This is a genomic window from Streptomyces sp. NPDC030838, assembly GCF_055572035.1.
In genome coordinates, this window is record NZ_JBVIED010000006.1 from 186,397 (window position 1) to 206,329 (window position 19,933).

Annotated in this window: 18 protein-coding genes; all 18 read left to right on the forward strand. The window is 71.2% G+C overall.

Going from position 1 to position 19,933, the window contains the following annotated elements; genetic code table 11:
* Window positions 1-34 precede the first annotated feature (34 nt).
* The 18 genes from ACZ42A_RS18415 to metF all read left to right on the forward strand — a co-directional run bounded on the left by ACZ42A_RS18415 (window position 35) and on the right by metF (window position 19,732).
* Complete coding sequence (locus ACZ42A_RS18415; protein WP_468528242.1) at window positions 35-616, forward strand: NADPH-dependent FMN reductase; 582 nt, start codon at window positions 35-37, stop codon at window positions 614-616.
* 118 nt (window positions 617-734) lie between these two features.
* Window positions 735-2,330 (forward strand): MFS transporter, encoded by a 1,596-nt coding sequence (locus ACZ42A_RS18420; RefSeq protein ID WP_468528243.1) that lies wholly within the window; start codon window positions 735-737, stop codon window positions 2,328-2,330.
* A 119-nt stretch (window positions 2,331-2,449) separates the two neighbouring features.
* Complete coding sequence (locus ACZ42A_RS18425) at window positions 2,450-3,376, forward strand: 4'-phosphopantetheinyl transferase family protein (RefSeq protein ID WP_468528244.1); 927 nt, start codon at window positions 2,450-2,452, stop codon at window positions 3,374-3,376.
* Between the two features lie 36 nt (window positions 3,377-3,412).
* Window positions 3,413-4,984 carry an acyl-CoA carboxylase subunit beta gene (locus tag ACZ42A_RS18430; protein WP_468528455.1) on the forward strand — a complete coding sequence of 524 codons (1,572 nt, stop codon included), beginning with the start codon at window positions 3,413-3,415 and terminating at the stop codon, window positions 4,982-4,984.
* The gene (locus tag ACZ42A_RS18435) at window positions 4,981-5,226 is read left to right on the forward strand and encodes an acyl-CoA carboxylase subunit epsilon (protein WP_468528245.1); all 246 of its coding nucleotides are present in this window, start codon (window positions 4,981-4,983) and stop codon (window positions 5,224-5,226) included. The genes ACZ42A_RS18430 and ACZ42A_RS18435 overlap by 4 nt, the downstream gene beginning before the upstream one ends.
* A gap of 21 nt (window positions 5,227-5,247) precedes the next feature.
* Window positions 5,248-6,201 (forward strand): LLM class flavin-dependent oxidoreductase, encoded by a 954-nt coding sequence (locus tag ACZ42A_RS18440; RefSeq protein ID WP_468528246.1) that lies wholly within the window; start codon window positions 5,248-5,250, stop codon window positions 6,199-6,201.
* A gap of 68 nt (window positions 6,202-6,269) precedes the next feature.
* Complete coding sequence (locus tag ACZ42A_RS18445) at window positions 6,270-7,418, forward strand: nucleotide disphospho-sugar-binding domain-containing protein (protein WP_468528247.1); 1,149 nt, start codon at window positions 6,270-6,272, stop codon at window positions 7,416-7,418.
* A 59-nt stretch (window positions 7,419-7,477) separates the two neighbouring features.
* The gene (locus tag ACZ42A_RS18450) at window positions 7,478-8,455 is read left to right on the forward strand and encodes a hypothetical protein (protein WP_468528248.1); all 978 of its coding nucleotides are present in this window, start codon (window positions 7,478-7,480) and stop codon (window positions 8,453-8,455) included.
* A gap of 311 nt (window positions 8,456-8,766) precedes the next feature.
* A complete protein-coding gene (locus tag ACZ42A_RS18455; protein WP_468528249.1) occupies window positions 8,767-9,888 on the forward strand; it encodes a DegT/DnrJ/EryC1/StrS family aminotransferase in 1,122 nt (373 codons plus the stop codon).
* A 59-nt stretch (window positions 9,889-9,947) separates the two neighbouring features.
* The gene (locus ACZ42A_RS18460; protein ID WP_468528250.1) at window positions 9,948-11,195 is read left to right on the forward strand and encodes a methyltransferase domain-containing protein; all 1,248 of its coding nucleotides are present in this window, start codon (window positions 9,948-9,950) and stop codon (window positions 11,193-11,195) included.
* 71 nt (window positions 11,196-11,266) lie between these two features.
* Window positions 11,267-11,968, forward strand: a complete 702-nt coding sequence (locus ACZ42A_RS18465) for a class I SAM-dependent methyltransferase (RefSeq protein WP_468528251.1) — start codon at window positions 11,267-11,269, stop codon at window positions 11,966-11,968.
* Window positions 11,965-12,963, forward strand: a complete 999-nt coding sequence (locus ACZ42A_RS18470) for an NAD-dependent epimerase/dehydratase family protein (protein ID WP_468528252.1) — start codon at window positions 11,965-11,967, stop codon at window positions 12,961-12,963. The genes ACZ42A_RS18465 and ACZ42A_RS18470 overlap by 4 nt, the downstream gene beginning before the upstream one ends.
* Window positions 12,964-13,154: 191 nt before the next feature.
* Entirely contained in the window at window positions 13,155-14,222 is a 1,068-nt protein-coding gene (locus ACZ42A_RS18475; RefSeq protein ID WP_468528253.1) for a glucose-1-phosphate thymidylyltransferase, read from the forward strand.
* Window positions 14,219-15,193 carry a dTDP-glucose 4,6-dehydratase gene (gene rfbB, locus ACZ42A_RS18480; RefSeq protein WP_468528254.1) on the forward strand — a complete coding sequence of 325 codons (975 nt, stop codon included), beginning with the start codon at window positions 14,219-14,221 and terminating at the stop codon, window positions 15,191-15,193. Before ACZ42A_RS18475 ends, rfbB begins: the two co-directional genes overlap by 4 nt.
* Window positions 15,190-16,590: an NDP-hexose 2,3-dehydratase family protein gene (locus ACZ42A_RS18485; protein ID WP_468528255.1), complete on the forward strand. Its 1,401-nt coding sequence runs from the start codon at window positions 15,190-15,192 to the stop codon at window positions 16,588-16,590. Before rfbB ends, ACZ42A_RS18485 begins: the two co-directional genes overlap by 4 nt.
* 67 nt (window positions 16,591-16,657) lie before the next feature.
* On the forward strand, window positions 16,658-17,821 hold the full coding sequence (gene metK / locus ACZ42A_RS18490; RefSeq protein ID WP_468528256.1) for a methionine adenosyltransferase: 1,164 nt from the start codon (window positions 16,658-16,660) through the stop codon (window positions 17,819-17,821).
* Window position 17,822: 1 nt separating this feature from the next.
* A complete protein-coding gene (locus tag ACZ42A_RS18495; RefSeq protein ID WP_468528257.1) occupies window positions 17,823-18,836 on the forward strand; it encodes a carbohydrate kinase family protein in 1,014 nt (337 codons plus the stop codon).
* Window positions 18,833-19,732, forward strand: a complete 900-nt coding sequence (metF, locus tag ACZ42A_RS18500) for a methylenetetrahydrofolate reductase [NAD(P)H] (RefSeq protein WP_468528258.1) — start codon at window positions 18,833-18,835, stop codon at window positions 19,730-19,732. Before ACZ42A_RS18495 ends, metF begins: the two co-directional genes overlap by 4 nt.
* Window positions 19,733-19,933 lie beyond the last annotated feature (201 nt).

The following is a 19,933-nucleotide window of genomic DNA, read 5'->3' on the forward strand; positions in this document are numbered from 1 at the left end:
GCCGAGTCGTCCGTACCACCGGAAGGAAGTGCCCATGTCCGAGGAGAAGTTGCGCCTGGCCGTGCTGGTCGGCACCGTCAGGGACGTCCGGCTGGCGCCGGTGTTCGCCGGATGGTTCCTCCGGGCGGCGCGCGCGTACGGGCGGTTCGAGGTCGACGTGGTCGACGCCAAGGACGTCGCGCTGCCCCTCGCGGTGGACCGGCGCGGCGCGGAGATCAGCGCCGAGCTGCGGAAGGTGACACCCGTGCTGGCGTCCGCGGACGCGTTCGTGGTGGTGACGGGCGAGTACAACCACAGCTTTCCGGCGGCGTTGAAGAACCTCATCGACTGGCATCGCACCGAGTGGCAGGCCAAACCGGTCGGCTTCGTCAGCTACGGCGGGATGGGCGGGGGGCTGCGCGCGGTCGAGCAGCTTCGCCAGGTCTTCGCCGAACTGCACGCCATGACCGTCCGCGACTCGATCAGTTTCCACAAGGCCACCGCACTGCTGGACGCCACGGGCCGCATCAGGGACGAAGAGGCTTACGCGCCGGCGGTGAAAAGCATGCTGGGCCAACTCGAGTGGTGGTCCCTGGCCCTCAGGGAGGCGCGTGACAGACGTCCTTACGAGGCCTGATCGCACGGTATTTCGGATTTCTCGAACAAGGAATTGGGAACTAATCGCGCCACATTTCGAAAGGTGGCGCGAAGACCCTGCTTGACCTCAAGTCCAGTTGAGGTTCTAAGGTGGCGCCATGGAGACAGAAATGACAACATCTCCCCAGGTCAAGGCCGGGAAGCGAGAGTGGTTAGGGCTGGCCGTCCTGGCTCTGCCGACCATCCTGATCGCCCTCGATATGTCCGTTCTGCACTTGGCGGTACCGCATTTGAGTGCAGACCTCGACCCGTCGAGCACGCAATTGCTCTGGATTGTCGACATCTACGGTTTCCTCATCGCCGGTCTGCTCATCACCATGGGCACATTGGGTGACCGTATCGGCCGACGACGGCTGTTGCTCATCGGCGCGGTGGGATTCGGTGCCGCCTCGGTTCTCGCGGCCTATTCCACGAGTCCGGTGATGCTCATCATCGCGCGCGGGCTGCTGGGCGTCGCCGGAGCGACCCTGATGCCGTCCACGATGTCGCTGCTGCGGAACATGTTCCACGACGCGAAGCAGCGCAATGTCGCGATCAGCGTGTGGATGGCGGGCTTCGTGCTGGGCGGTGCCCTGGGACCGGCCGTCGGCGGCGTGATGCTGGAGTACTTCTGGTGGGGATCCGTCTTCCTGCTGGGCGCTCCGGTGATGGCCCTGCTGGTGATCACCGGCCCCCTCCTGCTGCCGGAGTACCGCTCCGACCAGCCGGGCCGGCTGGACTTCCTCAGCGTGCTGATGCTCCTGGTCGGCGTGCTTCCGGTGGTCTACGGCATCAAGGAGTACGCCTCGCACGGCATCGAGGCCGGCTCCTCGCTGATCCTCGCCGTGGGCCTGGCCATCTGCGCGGCCTTCGTGCTGCGCCAGCGCAACCTCGAGTCGCCGCTCCTGGACCTGCGTCTGTTCGGCAGCCGTACGTTCGCCGCCGCCCTCGCGGTGCTGTCCCTGTCGATGTTCGTCATGGCCGGCGCCCAGTTCTTCCTGGCCCAGTTCCTGCAGATGGTGTCCGGGTACACGCCGATGGAGGCCGGACTGCTGATGCTGCCGATCTCCGTGATGATGGTCATCGGCATCATGGCGTCCCCCGGGCTCGCCCAGAAGATCCGGCCCGCCTACCTGATGGCCGGCGGGCTGGCGATCGCCGCCGTGGGCATGTTCATCCTCAGCCGGCTGACCGAGGACTCCGGCATCGGCATGGTCATCGCCGGCGGCGCCATCATGAGCCTGGGCCTGGGCCCGACTCCGGCGCTGGGCACGGGCATGGTGCTCGCCACCGCTCCCGCGGAGAAGGCCGGCGAGGCCTCGGCCATCCAGGAGACCGCCGCCGAGCTGGGCACCGCCCTGGGCATCGCCCTGCTGGGCGCGGCCGGCACCGCGGTCTACCGCGCCCAGGTGCAGGACAGCATCCCGGAAGGCACCCCCGAAACGGCCACGGCCGCGGCCGAGGACAGCATCGGCTCCGCCGTCGCGGCGGCGGAGGACCTCAGCGGGGACACCAAGGAGTCCCTTCTGGACGCCGCGCGCACCGCGTTCACCGACGGCATCCAGATCTCCTACACCGCCAGCGTGGTCATCGCCCTCGCCATCGCCCTGCTGGTGGCCGTCCTGCTCCGCCGGGTCACGCCCACCCTCGAGGAGGAGGGCGAGGCCCCGCAGCCGGAGCAGAAGGTCACCGTGGCGGGTGATCAGGCCAGGTAGCCGACAACCGCAGAAAGGCAGCGGGCCCTCCGCGTGACTCGAGGCCCCGGGGCAGGTCGTTCCTCGCCCCGGGGCCCGTCATGTGGGGGGCCCGCCGACGCAGGAAGGTGGCCCCGGCCATGGGCGTACAGCAACGACGGGCCGACCGTCCTGGACCACCCCGGCCCGGCGGCCCCGGACAGCCGGGCAGGCCACGGCCGCACAGGCCGCGGCACACACCGGCCGGAGCCGACGGCGGGGACCACCTCGGCCCCATCCTCGAGGAGGGCGCGCTGCACGTGTGGCTGCTGCGCGCGGCCCACGGCGCCGGGCCGCTGCCCCGCGGCGCGACCGACGAACTCAGCGCACGGGAGACCCGTCGGGCCGCCGCGACGGCACGCCCCCGGCACCGACTGCTGTATCTGTCGGCGCACATCGCCCTCAGACGGCTGCTGGCCGCGTACACCGGAGTCCCCCCGGCCCGGCTCCGCCTCGGCCGCGCACGCTGCCCCCGCTGCGGCGGCCCGCACGGCCGCCCCGTACTGCTCGGCTCCCCCCTGCACTTCTCCCTCTCCCACAGCCACGGGCTGATCCTGGCCGGGGTCGCGTCGGCTCCCGTGGGCGTCGACGTCCAGCGCGTGCCGGGGCCCGAGACCGTCGCGGTGTGCGCCCCCGCGCTCCATCCGGCGGAACAGGCGGAGATCACGGGCGCCCCGGAGGGCCTGCGCCCGGTCGCCTTCGCCCGGCTGTGGGCCCGCAAGGAGGCGTATCTCAAGGGACTCGGCACCGGCATCGGGCATGGGGTGGGCGGCGGTTATCTCGGTGAGCGCAGCGGGGACGGCGCACCCGCCCGGCCGGCCGGCTGGGACATCCGCAGTCTGCCCGTCCAGCGGGGCTACGCCGCCGCCTGTGCCCTGAGGACAGCCGGGCGGGCCCGGATGACGGTGCGCTGGCTGCCCACGGACTGTCTGTACACCGACGATGCCACCGAGCTGATCACCGCCGCGCTGCACCGGCGGCTCCAGGACTGCGGCGACCACAGGCACATCGACTTCCGACACCGCTGACATCGCTGACATCGCGAAGAGGAACGGGGGATGGACATGGTGAGCGCGCACACCCTGGGACAGGTTCCCGAGGCGCTGGCGGGGCTGAGCGCCCGCAAGGCCGAAGCCGTCGCGGGACCCGATCCACGGGCCACCGAGCGGCAGCACGCCAAGGGCAAGCTGACCGCCCGGGAACGGCTGGAACTCCTGCTGGACAAGGGCAGCTTCACCGAGGTGGAACCGCTGCGCAGGCATCGCGCCAGCGGCTTCGGCCTGGAGCGCACCAGGCCGTACACCGACGGTGTGGTCACCGGCTGGGGCACGGTCGAGGGCCGGACCGTCTTCGTCTACGCCCATGACTTCCGGATCTTCGGCGGCGCGCTGGGCGAAGCGCACGCGCAGAAGATCCACAAACTGATGGACATGGCCGTCGCCGCCGGTGCCCCGCTGGTCTCGCTCAACGACGGTGCCGGAGCGCGCATCCAGGAGGGTGTCTCCGCGCTGGCCGGCTACGGCGGCATCTTCCAGCGCAACACCCGGGCCTCCGGTGTGATCCCGCAGATCAGCGTCATGCTGGGGCCGTGTGCGGGCGGCGCGGCCTACTCGCCGGCCCTCACGGACTTCGTCTTCGCCGTCCGGGGCATCTCCCAGATGTTCATCACCGGCCCCGACGTGGTCAAGGCCGTGACCGGCGAGGAGGTCTCCCACGAGGGCCTCGGGGGCGCCGATGTGCACACCGGCGTCTCGGGCGTGGCGCACTTCGCCTACGACGACGAGGAGACCTGCCTGGCGGAGGTGCGCTACCTGCTCTCCCTGCTGCCCTCCAACAACCGTGAACTGCCGCCCCGCGTCGCCTGCGACGATCCGGTGGACCGGCCGAACGACGCGCTCCTCGACCTCGTGCCCGCCGAGGGCAACCGCTCCTACGACATCGGCACGCTGATCGGGGAAGTGGTCGACGACGGGGAGTACCTCGAAGTGCAGCCGAACTGGGCGCCCAACCTCGTCTGCGCCCTGGCCCGCATCGACGGACAGACGGTGGGGATCGTCGCCAACCAGCCCTCCGCCATGGCGGGGGTGCTCGACATCAAGGGGAGCGAGAAGGGGGCGCGGTTCGTCCAGTTCTGCGACGCCTTCAACATCCCGCTGGTCACGCTGGTCGACGTACCCGGCTTCCTGCCCGGCGTCGATCAGGAGCACGAGGGCATCATCCGACGTGGCGCGAAACTGCTGTACGCCTACTGCAACGCCACCGTGCCCCGGGTCTCGGTGGTGGTGCGCAAGGCGTACGGCGGCGCGTACATCGTCATGGACTCCCAGGCCATCGGCGCCGACCTGACCTACGCCTGGCCCGGCAACGAGATCGCGGTGATGGGCGCGGAGAGCGCCGCCAACGTCATCTTCCGCAGGGAGATCGCCGAGGCGGACGATCCGGAAGCGGTCCGGCAGTCCCGGGTCAAGGAGTACCAGGCCGAGCTGATGCACCCGTACTACGCGGCCGAGCGCGGTCTCGTCGACGACGTGATCGACCCGCGCGAGACCCGCGCGGTGCTGGTCCGGGCGCTCGCCATGCTCCAGTCCAAACACGCCGACCTGCCGCGCCGCAAGCACGGCAATCCGCCGCAGTGACGGCGCCGCAGCGGGGGCCGGGCACCGATGGCCCGGCTTCGCCGCTTCTGCGGGTCGTCCGCGGCGACCCCGACGCCGTCGAAGTCGCCGCCCTCACCGCCGTGCTCCTGGCCCGCGCCCATCCGCCGGGGACGGGCCCGGACGTCACCTCGCATCCGCCGCGGGCCGTGGCCGGCTGGTGGCGCCCCGAACGCACGTCCGGCTTCGCCTGTGCGCGCAGCTGGCAGGACACCACCCACTGACTCACGCCCCTGGAGCTGGATGTGAAGATCGGCCTGCTGTTCGACCTGCGGAACCCGGCCAGATGGCACCGGCCGTGGGCGGACCACTACGCCCGCACCCTGGAGTACTGCGAGGAAGCCGACCGGCAAGGCGTCGGCGGCCTGTGGTTCACCGAGCACCACCAGTTCGAGGACGGCTATCTGTCCCAGCCGCTGACCTTCGCCGCGGCCGCGGCGGCCCGCACCCGACACGCCCGGATCGGCACGGCCGTGGCCCTCCCGTCGCTCCGCAAACCCGCCCAGCTCGCGGAGGAGGCGGCCATCGTGGACCTCATCAGCGGCGGCCGTCTGGAGCTGGGCCTCGGAGCCGGCTACCGCGTACCGGAATACCGGCTCTTCGACGTTCCGTACAGCCGTCTGGTCACCCGCTCCGGAGAGGCCATCAGCGCGGTGCGCCGCCTGTGGGAGGAACGGGCCGTCACCCCCGGACCGATCCAGGACCCGATCCCGGTGTGGGGCGGCTACAACGGGCCGGTCGGGGCCCGCATGGCCGGCCGGCTGGGACTGAACTATCTGCACATCTCGCACGAGATGTTCGCCCACTACCAGGCGGGACTGGCCGAGGGCGGCCACGATCCGGAGCGCGCGAAGGTGGCGGACCTGATGCACATCATGCTGGCCGACGATCCCGAGGCGGCCTGGCAGCGGATCGCGCCGCACGCGGCACACCAGCTGAACAGCTACCGGCGAGGCTATGCCCAGGACAACCCCGGCGTCGCGGCGCCGCCCCTGATACCCGACGATCCCGACTCCTCCGAGCTGCGCGGCTTCGTCAGCGTCCTCACCCCGGAGCAGGCCGCCAAGAAGATCACGGAAGAGACCGCCGGTCTGCCGGTGGAGCACCTCATCATCTGGGCGAGCATCGCCGCCTGCCCCGAGGACCTGGAACTCCGGAACATCGAACTCGCGGGCGAGCTGGCGCGGTTGCTCGCCTGAGCCCCGGACGAGGGCCGCGGGCCGCGCGAACCCATCGGTACATCACTGAGCCAGAGGCGGAAACCAGCATGCGATTCCTTTTCCTGACCGGCGGGAGCCCCGCGACGGTGTTCGGGATCACGCCGCTCGCGACGGCCGTGCGCAACGCCGGTCACGACGTCATCGTCGGCACGACCGAGCAGATGCTGCCCCATGTCATGGGAGTGGGGCTGCCGGCGGCCTGTGTCACCACCATGACGCGGGAGGAGCTGATGACCGGGCCGTCCGGCCTGCCCGAGCGCATGCCGGACGCCCCCGAGGAGCAGATGCGCCTGGTGGGGAGCTGGTACGGACGGCTGTCCGCCGCCTCCCTCCCCGGCCTGGAGGAACTCGCCGCCGCGTGGCGCCCGGACGTGGTGGTCGGGGGCTCCCTGACCTACGCCGGCTATCTGCTCGCCGAGCGCGTGGGCGTCCCGTACGTGCGACAGCTGTGGGACACGCTGCCGGTGAGCGGCTACGACGCCGGCGCGGCCGAGGAGCTGGAACCGCTGCTCAAGGACCTGGGGCACGAGGGCCTGCCCGAGCCGGCCCTGTGGATCGATCCCTGCCCGCCGTCCCTGCGGCTCAACGACGCGGCGAACGTCCAGCAGATGCGGTGGGTGCCGGCCAACGCCCAGCGTCCGCTGGAGCCGTGGATGTACACCCGGGGCGGGACCGCTCGGATCTGCGTCACCAGCGGAAGCCGGGTCACCAACGACCAGACACTGGAGTTCCTCGGCCTCACGGGGGAGCGGCTGCGCGCGCTCGTGGACGGAGTCGCCGAACTCGGTCTGGAGATCGTCGTCGCCGCCCCGGAGGACGTGGCCGCCGGACTCCGAGCCGAACTCGGCGTTCTCGCGGGCTGGATACCGCTCGAGATCATCGCTCCCACCTGTGACGTCCTGGTCCACCACAACGGCGGCCTCACCAGCATGACCGCGATCCACGCGGCCGTACCGCAGCTGTCCGTGCCCAAGCTGGGCAGCGCCATCGAGCCCGCCCGGCGGCTCGCGGAGTACGGCGCCGGGATCACCCTCCTGGACGGGGAGGACACGGCGGAGAACATCCTGGCGGCCTGTGAGGCGCTGGTGTCCGAGCCGTCCTACCGGGAGCGGTCCCGCGCCCTGGCCGAGGAGATGGCCGCCCTGCCGACCGCCCATGAGGTCGTGGGAGTGCTCGAGGAGCTCGCCTCCCGCTGAGCGCCGCGCTCACCCATCCGTCAGGGCAACAGGCATCCGTCAGCACAACAGGAGGAGACATGACGCACACAGGTCATCCGGAGCCGTCCCGCCCGCGCGGCGCCCGCGCCGTACCCCGGCTGGTGGCCGGGGCCGCGGCCCTGACCCTGGGGGCCGGCGCGCTGCTGGCCGGTCCGGGCGCCGCCCACGCCGAGCCGACGGACGGCCCGGTCGCCCCCGTGGCCGCCGAGGCACCGCGCCAGGCGTGGGACATCGTGTCCACGGCGGACGGACGGCTGCTGACGCCGGCCGAGGTACCGGCCGGCCGGACCACCTTCCGGATCAGCACACAGGACCCGGAGGCGGGTTGGATCGGGCTGGCCCGGCCCCGCCCGGGAACGACCTGGGAGCAGTTCCGCACGGCGCTGAGCAAGGCGATCGGTTCCGACCCGGCCCAGATCGTCGAGGGCAGCGCCGAACTGGACGGGATCGCCGACCTGCTCGGTGGCACGACGATCCATCCGGACCTGCCCGCGACCCTGGCCACCGACCTGGCGCCGGGCACCTACTGGATCTTCGACTATCTGCACCTGGCCGGCGCCGAACCGCGCCACCGGACCCTCACGGTCACCTCGGCCGGCCGGAGTACGGCGGGGGAGGAGGCGCCGGCGGCGACGGTGACGGCACGCATCGCGGACGGCGCACCGGTGTTCACGGTGAGCGGCGACGTCACGGCGGGCAGGGCCATCCGCTTCGTGAACGCCCTGCCGGGCATCCAGACCATGGAGGCCATCCTGTTCCCGCTCGCCGACGGCGTGACCGAGGACGACCTGCGGACCTACTTCGAGTCCTTCGGCGACGGCGGGACCCCCGGCGGCGAGGCACCGTTCGACTTCGGCCAGGGGACCGGCATGCTGCCCCTCTCGCCCGGTGAGGCGGCGGACATGACGCCGACGCTCAAGCCGGGCCGCTATGTGGTCGTGAACTGGCTGAAGTGGGCGGACACCGGCGCCCCGATGGTCGCGGACGGCCACTGGGCCCAGGTCACCGTCCGGTGAGACGACCGCTCCGGCCGGCCGGCGCGGTGCGCCATCCCCCGAGCACCCGAGCCGGGTCCGGCCGGAGCGGTTCCCCCGCCGGGGCGGCTGCCGAAAGCCACGCGCGAACTGCTCACAAAGAATTGACACAGATTCCGTTGCATTGACGCCGCGCACTGAAGAGACTCCTTGTTGGCTTCGCAAGCCCTCTGCCGGGCAGCGGTTCTCTTTCTCTGCGGTCCTGCCGCCGTCTTCCGCGATCGCGGACAACTCCCGAAACTGATCCGGGGATTCGCGCGGGCTGCTCACATTCAGGTATCGGAGGTAGACAGGTGACGACGCGGGTGTGGGACTATCTGCCGGAATACGAAAAAGAGCGGGCAGAGATCCTGGACGCGGTGGAGAAGGTGTTCGGCTCCGGGCAGCTCATTCTCGGGGAGAGCGTCCGGGAATTCGAGCGCGAGTTCGCCGCCTACCACGGTGTGCGGCACTGCACCGGGGTCGACAACGGCACCAACGCGGTCAAGCTGGGTCTCGAGGCCCTCGGGGTGGGACCCGGGGACGAGGTGATCACCGTCTCCAACACCGCGGCCCCGACCGTCCTCGCCATCCACGGAACGGGCGCCACACCGGTCTTCGTCGACGTCCGCGAGGAGGACTTCCTCATGGACACCGGCCAGGTCGCGGCGGCCATCACCCCGCGCACCAAGGCGCTGGTGCCCGTCCACCTGTACGGCCAGTGCGTCGACATGGCCCCGCTCCGGTGGCTCGCGCAGGAACACGGACTGAAGATCCTGGAGGACTGCGCCCAGGCCCACGGCGCCCGGCACCACGGCGAGCTGGCGGGAACCATGGGCGACGCGGCGGCCTTCTCCTTCTACCCGACGAAGGTGCTGGGGGCCTACGGCGACGGCGGAGCCGTCGTCACCTCCGACGACGAGGTGGACGCGGCGCTGCGCCGGCTGCGCTACTACGGCATGGAGAAGGTCTACTACGTCGTCCAGACCCCGGGGCACAACAGCCGCCTCGACGAGGTGCAGGCGGAGATCCTCCGCCGCAAGCTCCGGCGGCTGGACACCTATGTCGCGGGACGTGCCGCGGTGGCCCGGCGCTACGAGGCGGCGCTCGGCGACCTGACCGGTCCCGGCGGGCTCGTCCTGCCCTCGACCAACGAGGGCAACACCCACGTCTACTACGTCTACGTGGTCCGCCACCCCCGCCGGGACGAGATCATCGAGGCGCTGAAGAAGTACGACATCGCGCTGAACATCAGCTATCCCTGGCCGGTGCACACCATGACGGGCTTCCAGCACCTCGGATACCGCCGGGGCTCGCTGCCCGTCACGGAGAAACTGGCCGACGAGATTTTCTCGCTCCCCATGTACCCGGCCCTCCCGGAAAGCCGACAGGAACAGGTCATCGACGCGCTGCGCAGTGTCATCGGCAGCCTGTGAGACGTGTGCGTTCCGGCCCGCGAAGGTTTCTGGACAAGACTGCGAAAAGGAGTAGGTGAATGACGGAGCAGCGGGATTCACAGGTGCACGACGCCGTCTGCCAGGTGTGCGGCGGAAACCTGACGGAGTTTCTCGACCTCGGCCGGCAGCCGCTGTCGGACGCGTTTCTCACACCGGAGGAGATCGAGGGGGAGTTCTTCTACCGGCTCGCCGTCGGCCTCTGCACCTCCTGCGCCATGGTCCAGCTCGTCGAGGAGGTCCCCAGGGACCGGATGTTCCACGAGGCGTACCCGTACTACTCCTCCGGATCGGCGGTGATGCGGGAGCACTTCGCGCGCACCGCGCAGCACTTCCTGGAAACCGAACTCACCGGCACCGACCCCTTCATCGTCGAACTCGGCTGCAACGACGGCATCATGCTCCGGACCATCAAGGAAGCCGGCGTCCGTCACCTGGGCTTCGAGCCGTCCGGCAGCGTGGCCAAGGTGGCCCGGAGCCAGGGCATCCGGCTGCGCGTGGACTTCTTCGAAGCCGCCACGGCGAAGGAGGTGCGCGAGGCCGAGGGTCCGGCCGACGTCGTCTACGCCGCCAACACCTTCTGCCACATCCCGTACATGACCTCCATCTTCGAGGGACTGGACGCGCTGCTCGGCCCGGACGGGGTCCTGGTCTTCGAGGACCCCTACCTGGGCGACATCGTGGCGAAGACCTCCTTCGACCAGATCTACGACGAGCACTTCTACTTCTTCACCGCGCACTCCGTCCGGACGATGGCCGCCCGCTTCGGGTTCGAACTGGTCGACGTCGAGCGACTGCCGGTGCACGGCGGCGAGGTCCGCTACACCGTGGCGCGCGCCGGCCGCCGCAAGCCCACCGAGGCCGTCGCCCGGCTGCTGCGGGAGGAGGAGCGGCGCGGACTGCACGAGCCGGCCACCCTGCGCGACTTCGCGGCCCGCGTCCACCGTATCCGCGACGACCTGGTCACCCTGCTGCGCGACCTGCGCGACCAGGGACGCACCGTGGTCGCCTACGGTGCGACCGCCAAGAGCGCCACGGTGGCGAACTTCTGCGGCATTGGCCCCGACCTCGTCTCGTACGTGTGCGACACGACACCGGCCAAGCAGGGGCGGCTGACGCCCGGGTCGCACATCCCGGTGAAGCCCGCGGAGACGTTCGCCGAAAGCTACCCCGACTACGCGCTGCTCTTCGCCTGGAACCACGCGGAGGAGATCATGGCGAAGGAGCAGGGCTTCCGGGAGGCCGGCGGCAAGTGGATCCTCTATGTCCCCGACGTGCAGACCGCCTGAACCTCCAGCACCGGACAGGGTGAGTGCAGACGATGTATGAGGCCGATTACGTGGAAATCTACGATCTCGTGATGCGTAGCCGTGGCCGGGACTACGCGGGCGAGGCGGCGGAGCTGGTCAGGCTGATCCGCCGGCGGAACCCGGGCGCCTCGTCGCTGCTCGACGTGGCCTGCGGCACGGGGCTGCACCTGGAGCACCTGGCGGCGGGCTTCGACGTGGTCGAGGGGCTGGACCGCTCCGAGGACATGCTGGCCCTGGCGAAGAGCCGGGTCCCCGGGCTGAGGGCCCGCCAGGGCGACATGAGGGACGTCGGCTGCGTCGCCGCGTACGACGCGATCACCTGCATGTTCGCGATACCGCACCTGGCCTCCGAGGAGGAACTCGCCGGGATGATCGCCGGCTGCGTACGGGCACTGGCTCCGGGCGGCGTGCTGGTGATCGAACCGTGGTTCACGCCCGAGGAGTTCCTCCCCGGCTACATCTCCCGCGACCTCATCGAGGAGGAGCACCGCACGATCATGCGGGTGTCGCACTCCACCCGCCTGGACGGACGCCGGGACCGGATGCGGATGGTGCTGCACAGCGTGCTGGCGGACGCCGAGACGGGGATACGGCACTCCACGGAGACCATCGACATGTCGCTGTTCACCAAGGAGCAGTTCACGCGGGCCTTCGACGCCGCGGGCTGCCGGGCCGAGTTCGTACCCGCCGAGGGTTTCGCCTGGGGACTGTGGGTGGCCCAGCGCGGGCGGGGGGACGGCGAGGCCCCGTGACCGCCCCGGCCGGCGCGGGAACGGTGGTCGTGCTGGGCGGGACCGGCTTCGTCGGCCGTCATGTCTGCACCGCCTTCGGTGCCGCGGGCCGGCGGGTCGTCGCGGTGGCCCGGCGGCGAAGGAGCCTCCCGCCCTCCGTCCGGTTCCAGGCCCTGGACATCGCGGAGGTCTCCGCGGAGGGTCTCGCCGAGCTGCTGGACGGCCTGGGCGCCGACGTCGTCGTCGACGCCACGGGCAGCAGCTGGGGCCTCACCGAGGAACAGATGGACTCCCGCTGCGTCGCCCTGACCCTGCGGCTCCTCGAAGCGCTGCGGCTGCTGCCGCGGCGGCTCCGGCTGGTCCATCTGGGCTCCGTGCTGGAGTACGGCCCCATCGCCTGGGGGAAGTCGGCGGACCCCACGGGCCCCCTGCGCCCGCAGACCGCCTACGGCCGGGCGAAACTCGCCGCGGCGCGCAGCGTCCTCGCCGCGACCGCCGCGGGCGAGGTGGACGGAGTGGTGCTGCGACTGGCCAACGCCATCGGGCCCGGCATGCACGAGACCAGCCTGCCCGGCAAGGTGGCCGAGACCCTCGCGGCCGCCGGAACCGAGGAGCCCGCGCGCCTGGAACTCGCCGCGCTGACCGCCCACCGGGACTACGTGGACGTCCGCGACGTCGCCGGCGCCGTGGTCCTCGCGGCCCGGGCCGACGTGGCGGGGCGGGCGCTGGACATCGGATCCGGCACCGCGGTTCCCGTGCGTACCCTCGTCGACCTGCTGGTCGCCGCGAGCGGACGCCATCCCCAGGTGATCGAGCGGCGCACCGGCGACCTCGGCTGGCGCGCCGCCATGGACTGGTCGCGGGTGGACGCCGCACCCGCTCGGGAGGCGCTCGGCTGGCAGGCCGTCACACTCCTCGCGGAATCGGTGCGCGACCTGTGGCAGGAGACCCTGCGCCGGCACCGCGTCCCCGTGCCGGACGGCGCGGGCGCGGCGCACGGACGTACCGGCCGCTGACCGCGTTCGCAGGCCGGGCGACACCCGCCCCCGACTCCGTCCGAGGACCACGTTCGCCGCCCACCCGTGCCGCGGCACCGCCCGGGACCAGGACGCGCGCCCTTCCCGCCGAGCCTCTCGCGGCCGGGGAGGGCGGTACGCCGGCACGGGCCCGGCGCGGCCCCCTTCGCAGCCCATGAGGAGAGAACGCGATGAAAGCTCTGGTGCTCTCCGGCGGGTCCGGAACCCGTCTGCGCCCCTTCAGCTACTCCATGCCCAAACAACTCATCCCCATCGCCAACAAACCCGTGCTGGAGCACGTGCTGGAGAACATCCGCGACCTCGGCGTCACCGACGTCGGCGTCATCGTCGGCGAGCGCGGGGACCAGATCGCGGAGGCGGTCGGGAACGGCGAGCGGCTCGGGCTGAACCTCGCCTACATCACCCAGGAGAAGCCGCTCGGCCTGGCCCACTGCGTCGCGCTGGCCCGGTCCTTCCTGGGCGACGACGACTTCGTCATGTACCTCGGCGACAACATGCTGCCGCAGGGGGTCACCGACATCGCCGAGGACTTCGCCGCGCACCGTCCGGACGCCCATGTCGTCGTGTGCAAGGTCGCCGACCCCCGGTCGTTCGGCGTCGCCGAGCTGGACGCCGAGGGATGGGTGGAGCGCCTCGTGGAGAAGCCGCGGGCGCCGCGCAGCGACCTCGCGCTGATCGGCGTGTACTTCTTCACGCCCGCCATTCACGAGGCGGTGGCCGCCATCGAGCCCAGCGACCGCGGCGAGCTGGAGATCACCGACGCGATCCAGTGGCTGGTGACCCGGGGCAAGCGGGTCAAGGCCACCCCGTACGAGGGCTACTGGAAGGACACGGGCCGGGCCGAGGACGTGCTGGAGTGCAACCGGCACCTGCTGGAGACCCTGCGCCCGGCCGTCGTCGGCGAGGTCGACGCGCACAGCCGGCTGGAGGGCACCGTCCTGATCGAGGCCGGGGCACGGATCACCCGCTCGACGATCGAGGGGCCGGCCGTCGTGGGCGCCGGCTCGGTCGTCGAGGACAGCCACGTGGGTCCCGGCACCTCCGTGGGGCGGGACTGCGTCCTGCGCAACTCACGGCTGGCCGCGTCCATCGTGATGGAGGGCGCCGAGATCCGCGACGTACCCGGGCTCCACGGATCCCTCATCGGCCGCGGCTCCCGCATCGGGGCGTCGCTCCACCGTCCCGCCCAGCACCGGCTCGTCGTCGGTGACGACACGACCGTCGAGGTGGCGGCATGAGGTTCCTGGTCACGGGCGCCGCCGGATTCATCGGCTCGCACTATGTCCGCTCCCTGCTGGCCGGCGAGTTCCCGGGCTTCGAGGAGACCCGGGTCACGGCGCTGGACGTACTGAGCTACGCCGGGAACAGGAACAATCTCCCGGCCGGCCATCCCCGCCTGGAGTTCGTCCACGGCGACATCTGCGACCTGTCGCTGCTGCGGGAGGTGCTGCCCGGCCACGACGCCGTGCTGCACTTCGCCGCCGAGTCGCATGTCGACCGGTCGCTGGAGGCCGCCGCCGAGTTCGTCCGCACGAACGTCGTCGGCACCCAGACGCTGTTCGACGCCTGCCTGGAGACCGGCATCGAGCGCGTCGTGCACATCTCCACCGACGAGGTCTACGGCTCCATCCCCGAGGGCTCCTGGACCGAGGAGTGGCCGCTGGCGCCGAACTCTCCCTACGCCGCCTCCAAGGCGGCCTCCGACCTGCTGGCCCGCGCCTACTGGCACACGTACGGGCTGGATGTGTCGGTGACCCGCTGCACCAACAACTACGGCCCCCACCAGCACCCGGAGAAGCTGATCCCGCGGTTCGTCACGAACCTGCTGGAGGGCGAACCGGTGCCGCTGTACGGAGACGGCACCAACGTGCGGGAGTGGCTGCACGTACACGACCACTGCCGGGCGATCCAGCTGGTCCTCACCAAGGGGCAGACCGGCGAGGTCTACAACATCGGCGGGGGGAACGAGCGCACCAACCTGGAGATCACCGAACGCCTGCTGGAGCTGTGCGGGGCGGACTGGTCCATGGTGCGCCACGTGGCCGACCGCAAGGGCCACGACGAGCGGTACTCCCTGGACGACACCAAGCTCCGCTCCGAGCTGGGGTACGAGCCCGTCGTCGCCTTCGACCAGGGGCTGGCCGACACCGTCGCCTGGTACCGCGACAACCCCGACTGGTGGAAGCCGCTCAGGGCCGGGCAGCGATGAGCACGCGCACGGTGAGCACCGCGACGCTCCTGCGGCCCCGCGACGAGCTCCGGCTGACCCGCCCCCTGGCCCGCTCGGCCGGCTCACGGTCCGGTGGGGTCCAGCTCGGAACCGAACGGTTCGCCGACTGGCTGGCCGAGCGGGGGCGCCGCCACCGCTTCTCGGTGGAACGCGTCCCCTTCGCCGCGCTGGACGGCTGGTCGTTCGCCCCGGACAGCGGCAACCTGGTCCACCGCAGCGGCCGGTTCTTCTCGGTGGAGGGGCTGCACGTCCGTACCGACACGGGGCCGGTGCGCGAATGGCGCCAGCCCATCATCAACCAGCCCGAGATCGGCATCCTCGGGATCCTGGCCAAGGAGTTCGACGGGGTGCCGCACTTCCTGATGCAGGCCAAGATGGAGCCGGGAAACCCCAACCTGCTCCAGCTGTCCCCGACCGTGCAGGCCACGCGCAGCAACTACACGAAGGTGCACGGCGGCTCGGCCGTCCGGTACCTGGAGTACTTCACCGAGCCCGGGCGTGGCCTGGCCCTCGCGGACGTCCTGCAGTCCGAACACGGCTCCTGGTTCCACGGCAAACGCAACCGGAACATGGTCGTGCTCACCGAGGAGGACGTACCGCTCCACGACGACTTCTGCTGGCTGACGCTCGGCCAGCTCGGCGAGCTGCTGCGCCGCGACAATGTCGTCAACATGGACTCGCGCACCGTGCTGGCCTGCCTGCCCGGGATGTTCACCCAGCGTCAGGCGCTGCACTCCGACGCGGAGCTGCTCTCCTGGTTCACCCACGAACGCTCCCGGCACGAGCTGAGGGCGACCCTCACCCCGTTGCGCGACGTCACCGGCTGGCAGCGGGACGACTGGTCCATCAGTCACGAGGCGGGCCGGTACTTCCGGGTCGTCGCCGTCACCGTGCAGGCCGGCAACCGCGAGGTCACCGGCTGGTCGCAGCCGTTGTTCGAACCGGTCGGCCAGGGCGTGGCGGCCTTCCTCACCCGCCGCGTCGACGGCGTGCCGCATGTGCTGGCGCACGCCCGGGTCGAGGGTGGTTTCAAGGACACCGTCGAGCTGGGACCCACGGTCCAGTGCGCGCCGGACAACTTCGCCCACGTGGCCGAGGCGGACCGTCCGGCGTTCCTGGACGACGTGCTCTCGGCCGCCCCCTCCCGTATCCGGTACGAGGCCGTGCACTCCGAGGAGGGCGGTCGCTTTCTGAACGCGGAGAGCCGGTACCTGATCGTCGAGGCGGACGGCGCCGGCGCGTCGCTGCCGGCGCCGTCCGGCTACCGCTGGGTGACCCCGGCCCAGCTGACCGCCCTCACCCGCCACAGCCACTACGTCAACGTCCAGGCGCGCACCCTCCTGGCCTGCATGAACACCGGAGCGGTGGAGCTCTGAGCAGCCTGGTCCCCCCAACCCACCGGCTTGTGAAACCAGCCGATCCCGACTGTGAACAGGGAGCGTTGTGTCCCGTCGTCTCTTCACCTCGGAATCCGTGACCGAAGGTCACCCCGACAAGATCGCCGACCAGATCAGCGACACGATCCTCGACGCGCTGCTGCGCGCGGACCCCTCCTCCCGCGTCGCCGTGGAGACCCTCGTCACCACGGGACAGGTGCACCTGGCCGGCGAGGTCACCACCAAGGCCTACGCGCCGATACCGGAACTGGTCCGCCAGAAGATCCTGGAGATCGGCTACGACTCCTCCGCCAAGGGCTTCGACGGCGCCTCCTGCGGCGTGTCGGTGTCGATCGGCGCCCAGTCCCCGGACATCGCGCAGGGCGTGGACACCGGCGGCGCGGGCGACCAGGGCCTGATGTTCGGCTACGCGACGGACGAGACACCGTCGCTGATGCCGCTGCCCGTCTTCCTGGCCCACCGCCTGTCGAAGCGCCTGTCGGACGTGCGCAAGAACGGCACGATCCCCTATCTGCGCCCGGACGGAAAGACCCAGGTCACCATCGAGTACGACGGCGACCGAGCCGTCCGCCTGGACACGGTCGTCGTGTCGTCCCAGCACGCCGCGGACATCGACCTGGACGCCCTGATGACACCCGACATCCGGGAGTCGGTCGTGGCACCGGAGCTGAAGCGGCTGTCGGAGGACGGCATCAAGCTGGACACCGACGGCTACCGCCTGCTGGTCAACCCCACCGGCCGCTTCGAGATCGGCGGCCCGATGGGCGACGCCGGCCTGACCGGCCGCAAGATCATCATCGACACCTACGGCGGCATGGCCCGCCACGGCGGCGGTGCCTTCTCCGGCAAGGACCCGTCCAAGGTCGACCGCTCGGCGGCGTACGCGATGCGCTGGGTCGCGAAGAACGTGGTCGCCGCGGGCCTGGCCGCCCGCTGCGAGATCCAGGTCGCCTACGCCATCGGCAAGGCCGAGCCGGTCGGCCTCTTCGTCGAGACCTTCGGCACCCACAAGGTCGAGCCCGAGAAGATCGAGAAGGCCATCGACGAGGTCTTCGACCTCCGTCCGGCCGCCATCATCCGCGACCTCGACCTGCTCCGCCCGATCTACGCCCAGACCGCGGCCTACGGCCACTTCGGCCGCGAGCTCCCCGACTTCACCTGGGAGCGCACCGACCGTGTCGACGCCCTGCGCACCGCGGTGGAGCGCTGACATGCGGATCGCGGTGACCGGCTCGATCGCCGTCGACCACCTGATGGTCTACCCCGGACGCTTCGCCGACCAGCTGCTCAAGGAGGAACTCCACCACGTCTCGCTGTCCTTCCTCGCCGACCACCTGGAGATCCGGCACGGTGGCGTCGGACCGAACATCGCCCTCGGTCTGGCACGGCTCGGCCTGCGTCCGGTGCTGGTGGGTGCCGCCGGAGCCGATTTCGCCGACTACGGCAGCCGGCTGCGGGCGGCGGGCGTGGACACCAGAGCGGTACGGATCAGCGAGAAGCTGCACACGGCGCGCTTCGTGTGCACCACCGACCTCGACCAGAACCAGATCGCCACCTTCTACGGCGGTGCCATGGCCGAAGCCGGCGAGATCGGTCTCGGCGAGGTGTGGCGCCAGGTCGGCTCCCTGGACCTGGTGCTGGTCGGCGCCGACGACCCGCGGGCCATGCTCCGGCACACCGAGGAGGCGCACGCCCTCGGCATCGACGTGGCGGCCGACCCCTCCCAGCAGCTGGCCCGGCTGGACGCCGACCAGATCGAACGCCTGGTGGACGGGGCACGCTGGCTCTTCACCAACGAGTACGAGGCGGCCCTGCTCATGGAGCGGACCGGCTGGAGCAGACGGGACGTGCTGAAGCGGGCCGACGTCTGGATCGTCACCCGCGGTGCCGACGGTGTCTCGATCCTCTCCGACGCCGGCGCCCCGCTGGACATCCCCGCGGTGCCCGCCGGTACGATCGCCGACCCCACCGGGGTGGGCGACGCCTTCCGCGCCGGCTTCCTCGCGGGCATCGCGCGGGGACTGCCCCGCGAGCACGCGGCCCGACTGGGCTGCGCACTGGCCACGGCGGCCCTGGAATCCGTGGGCAGCCAGGAGTACGAGCTGCGCCCCGCCGAGCTGCTCTCCCGCGTCGGCCGGACCTACGGCCCCGCCGCGGCGGCGGCGATCGAGCCGCTGCTCGCGGGCGTCGCGGAACCTGCCGTCACCGCCGGAGACCGGCGATGACGACCCTGCGCGACATCCTCGCCGACGGCACGCCCTCCTTCTCCTTCGAGTTCTTCCCGCCGAAGAGCGAGAAGGGCGCCGCCGACCTGTGGGCCGCGCTCCGACGCGTGGAGGCCTTCGCGCCGGCCTTCGTCTCCGTCACCTACGGCGCCGGCGGCTCCTCACGGGACCGCACCATCGAGGTGACCCGGCGTGTCGCGGCCGAGTCGACGCTACGGCCCGTGGCCCATCTGACGGCCGTCGGCCACTCGGTCGCCGAGCTGCGGCACATCATCCGCCAGTACGTCGACGCGGGCGTCCGCGACGTCCTGGTCCTGCGCGGCGATCCGCCGGGTGATCCGAACGGCCCCTGGGTGCCCCACCCGCAGGGGTTCACCCACGCCGTCGAGCTCGTCGAACTCGTCCGCTCCATGGGCGACTTCACGATCGGCGTGGCGGCCTTCCCGGAGCGGCATCCGCGCTCGCCCGACTGGGACAGCGAGGTCCGGCACTTCGTCGCCAAGTGCCGGGCGGGCGCGGACTACGCCATCACCCAGATGTTCTTTCACGTCGAGGACTATCTGCGGCTGCGCGACCGGATGGCGTCCGCCGGCTGCGACGTCCCCATCATTCCCGCGATCATGCCCGCCACCGACGTACGCCAGATCCGCCGGTTCGCCGAGCTGTCCCACGCCGCCTTCCCCGAAGACCTGGCGCATCGGCTGGAGGCCGCACGCGACGATCCCGCCGAGGGCCGGCGCATCGGCGTGGAACACGCCACGGCCATGGCCGAGACACTCCTTCGCGAAGGCGCCCCCGGGCTGCACTACATCACCCTCAACCGGTCCACGGCGGCGCTCGCGATCCACCGGAACGTTCTGGGCTCGGCCGCCCTGCGACCGGCCGCCCACCACTGACACGGGCGCGCGATCGGAGTACCGACACCCCTGACCCCGCGATCACCGCTGGTCCTCGTAGAGGATCCAGCGGTGATCGCGGGGTCTTTTTTGCGTTGGGCCGCCGCGAGCAGCGGGGCGGGGCGACGGGGGAACGACCGGTCCTGCCCGCCGACACGGCGAACCCGGCGGGTTAAGCGGGTGAACACTGAGGCGTCCCAC

Excerpts from the sequence above, each read along its gene's own strand:
- ACZ42A_RS18415 (WP_468528242.1), top strand. The coding sequence starts at position 35 with ATGTCCGAGGAGAAGTTGCGCCTGGCCGTGCTGGTCGGCACCGTCAGG.
- ACZ42A_RS18420 (WP_468528243.1), top strand. The coding sequence starts at position 735 with ATGGAGACAGAAATGACAACATCTCCCCAGGTCAAGGCCGGGAAGCGA.
- ACZ42A_RS18425 (WP_468528244.1), top strand. The coding sequence starts at position 2,450 with ATGGGCGTACAGCAACGACGGGCCGACCGTCCTGGACCACCCCGGCCC.
- ACZ42A_RS18430 (WP_468528455.1), top strand. The coding sequence starts at position 3,413 with ATGGTGAGCGCGCACACCCTGGGACAGGTTCCCGAGGCGCTGGCGGGG.
- ACZ42A_RS18445 (WP_468528247.1), top strand. The coding sequence starts at position 6,270 with ATGCGATTCCTTTTCCTGACCGGCGGGAGCCCCGCGACGGTGTTCGGG.
- ACZ42A_RS18450 (WP_468528248.1), top strand. The coding sequence starts at position 7,478 with ATGACGCACACAGGTCATCCGGAGCCGTCCCGCCCGCGCGGCGCCCGC.
- ACZ42A_RS18460 (WP_468528250.1), top strand. The coding sequence starts at position 9,948 with ATGACGGAGCAGCGGGATTCACAGGTGCACGACGCCGTCTGCCAGGTG.
- ACZ42A_RS18465 (WP_468528251.1), top strand. The coding sequence starts at position 11,267 with ATGCGTAGCCGTGGCCGGGACTACGCGGGCGAGGCGGCGGAGCTGGTC.
- ACZ42A_RS18475 (WP_468528253.1), top strand. The coding sequence starts at position 13,155 with ATGAAAGCTCTGGTGCTCTCCGGCGGGTCCGGAACCCGTCTGCGCCCC.
- rfbB (WP_468528254.1), top strand. The coding sequence starts at position 14,219 with ATGAGGTTCCTGGTCACGGGCGCCGCCGGATTCATCGGCTCGCACTAT.
- ACZ42A_RS18485 (WP_468528255.1), top strand. The coding sequence starts at position 15,190 with ATGAGCACGCGCACGGTGAGCACCGCGACGCTCCTGCGGCCCCGCGAC.
- ACZ42A_RS18495 (WP_468528257.1), top strand. The coding sequence starts at position 17,823 with ATGCGGATCGCGGTGACCGGCTCGATCGCCGTCGACCACCTGATGGTC.
- metF (WP_468528258.1), top strand. The coding sequence starts at position 18,833 with ATGACGACCCTGCGCGACATCCTCGCCGACGGCACGCCCTCCTTCTCC.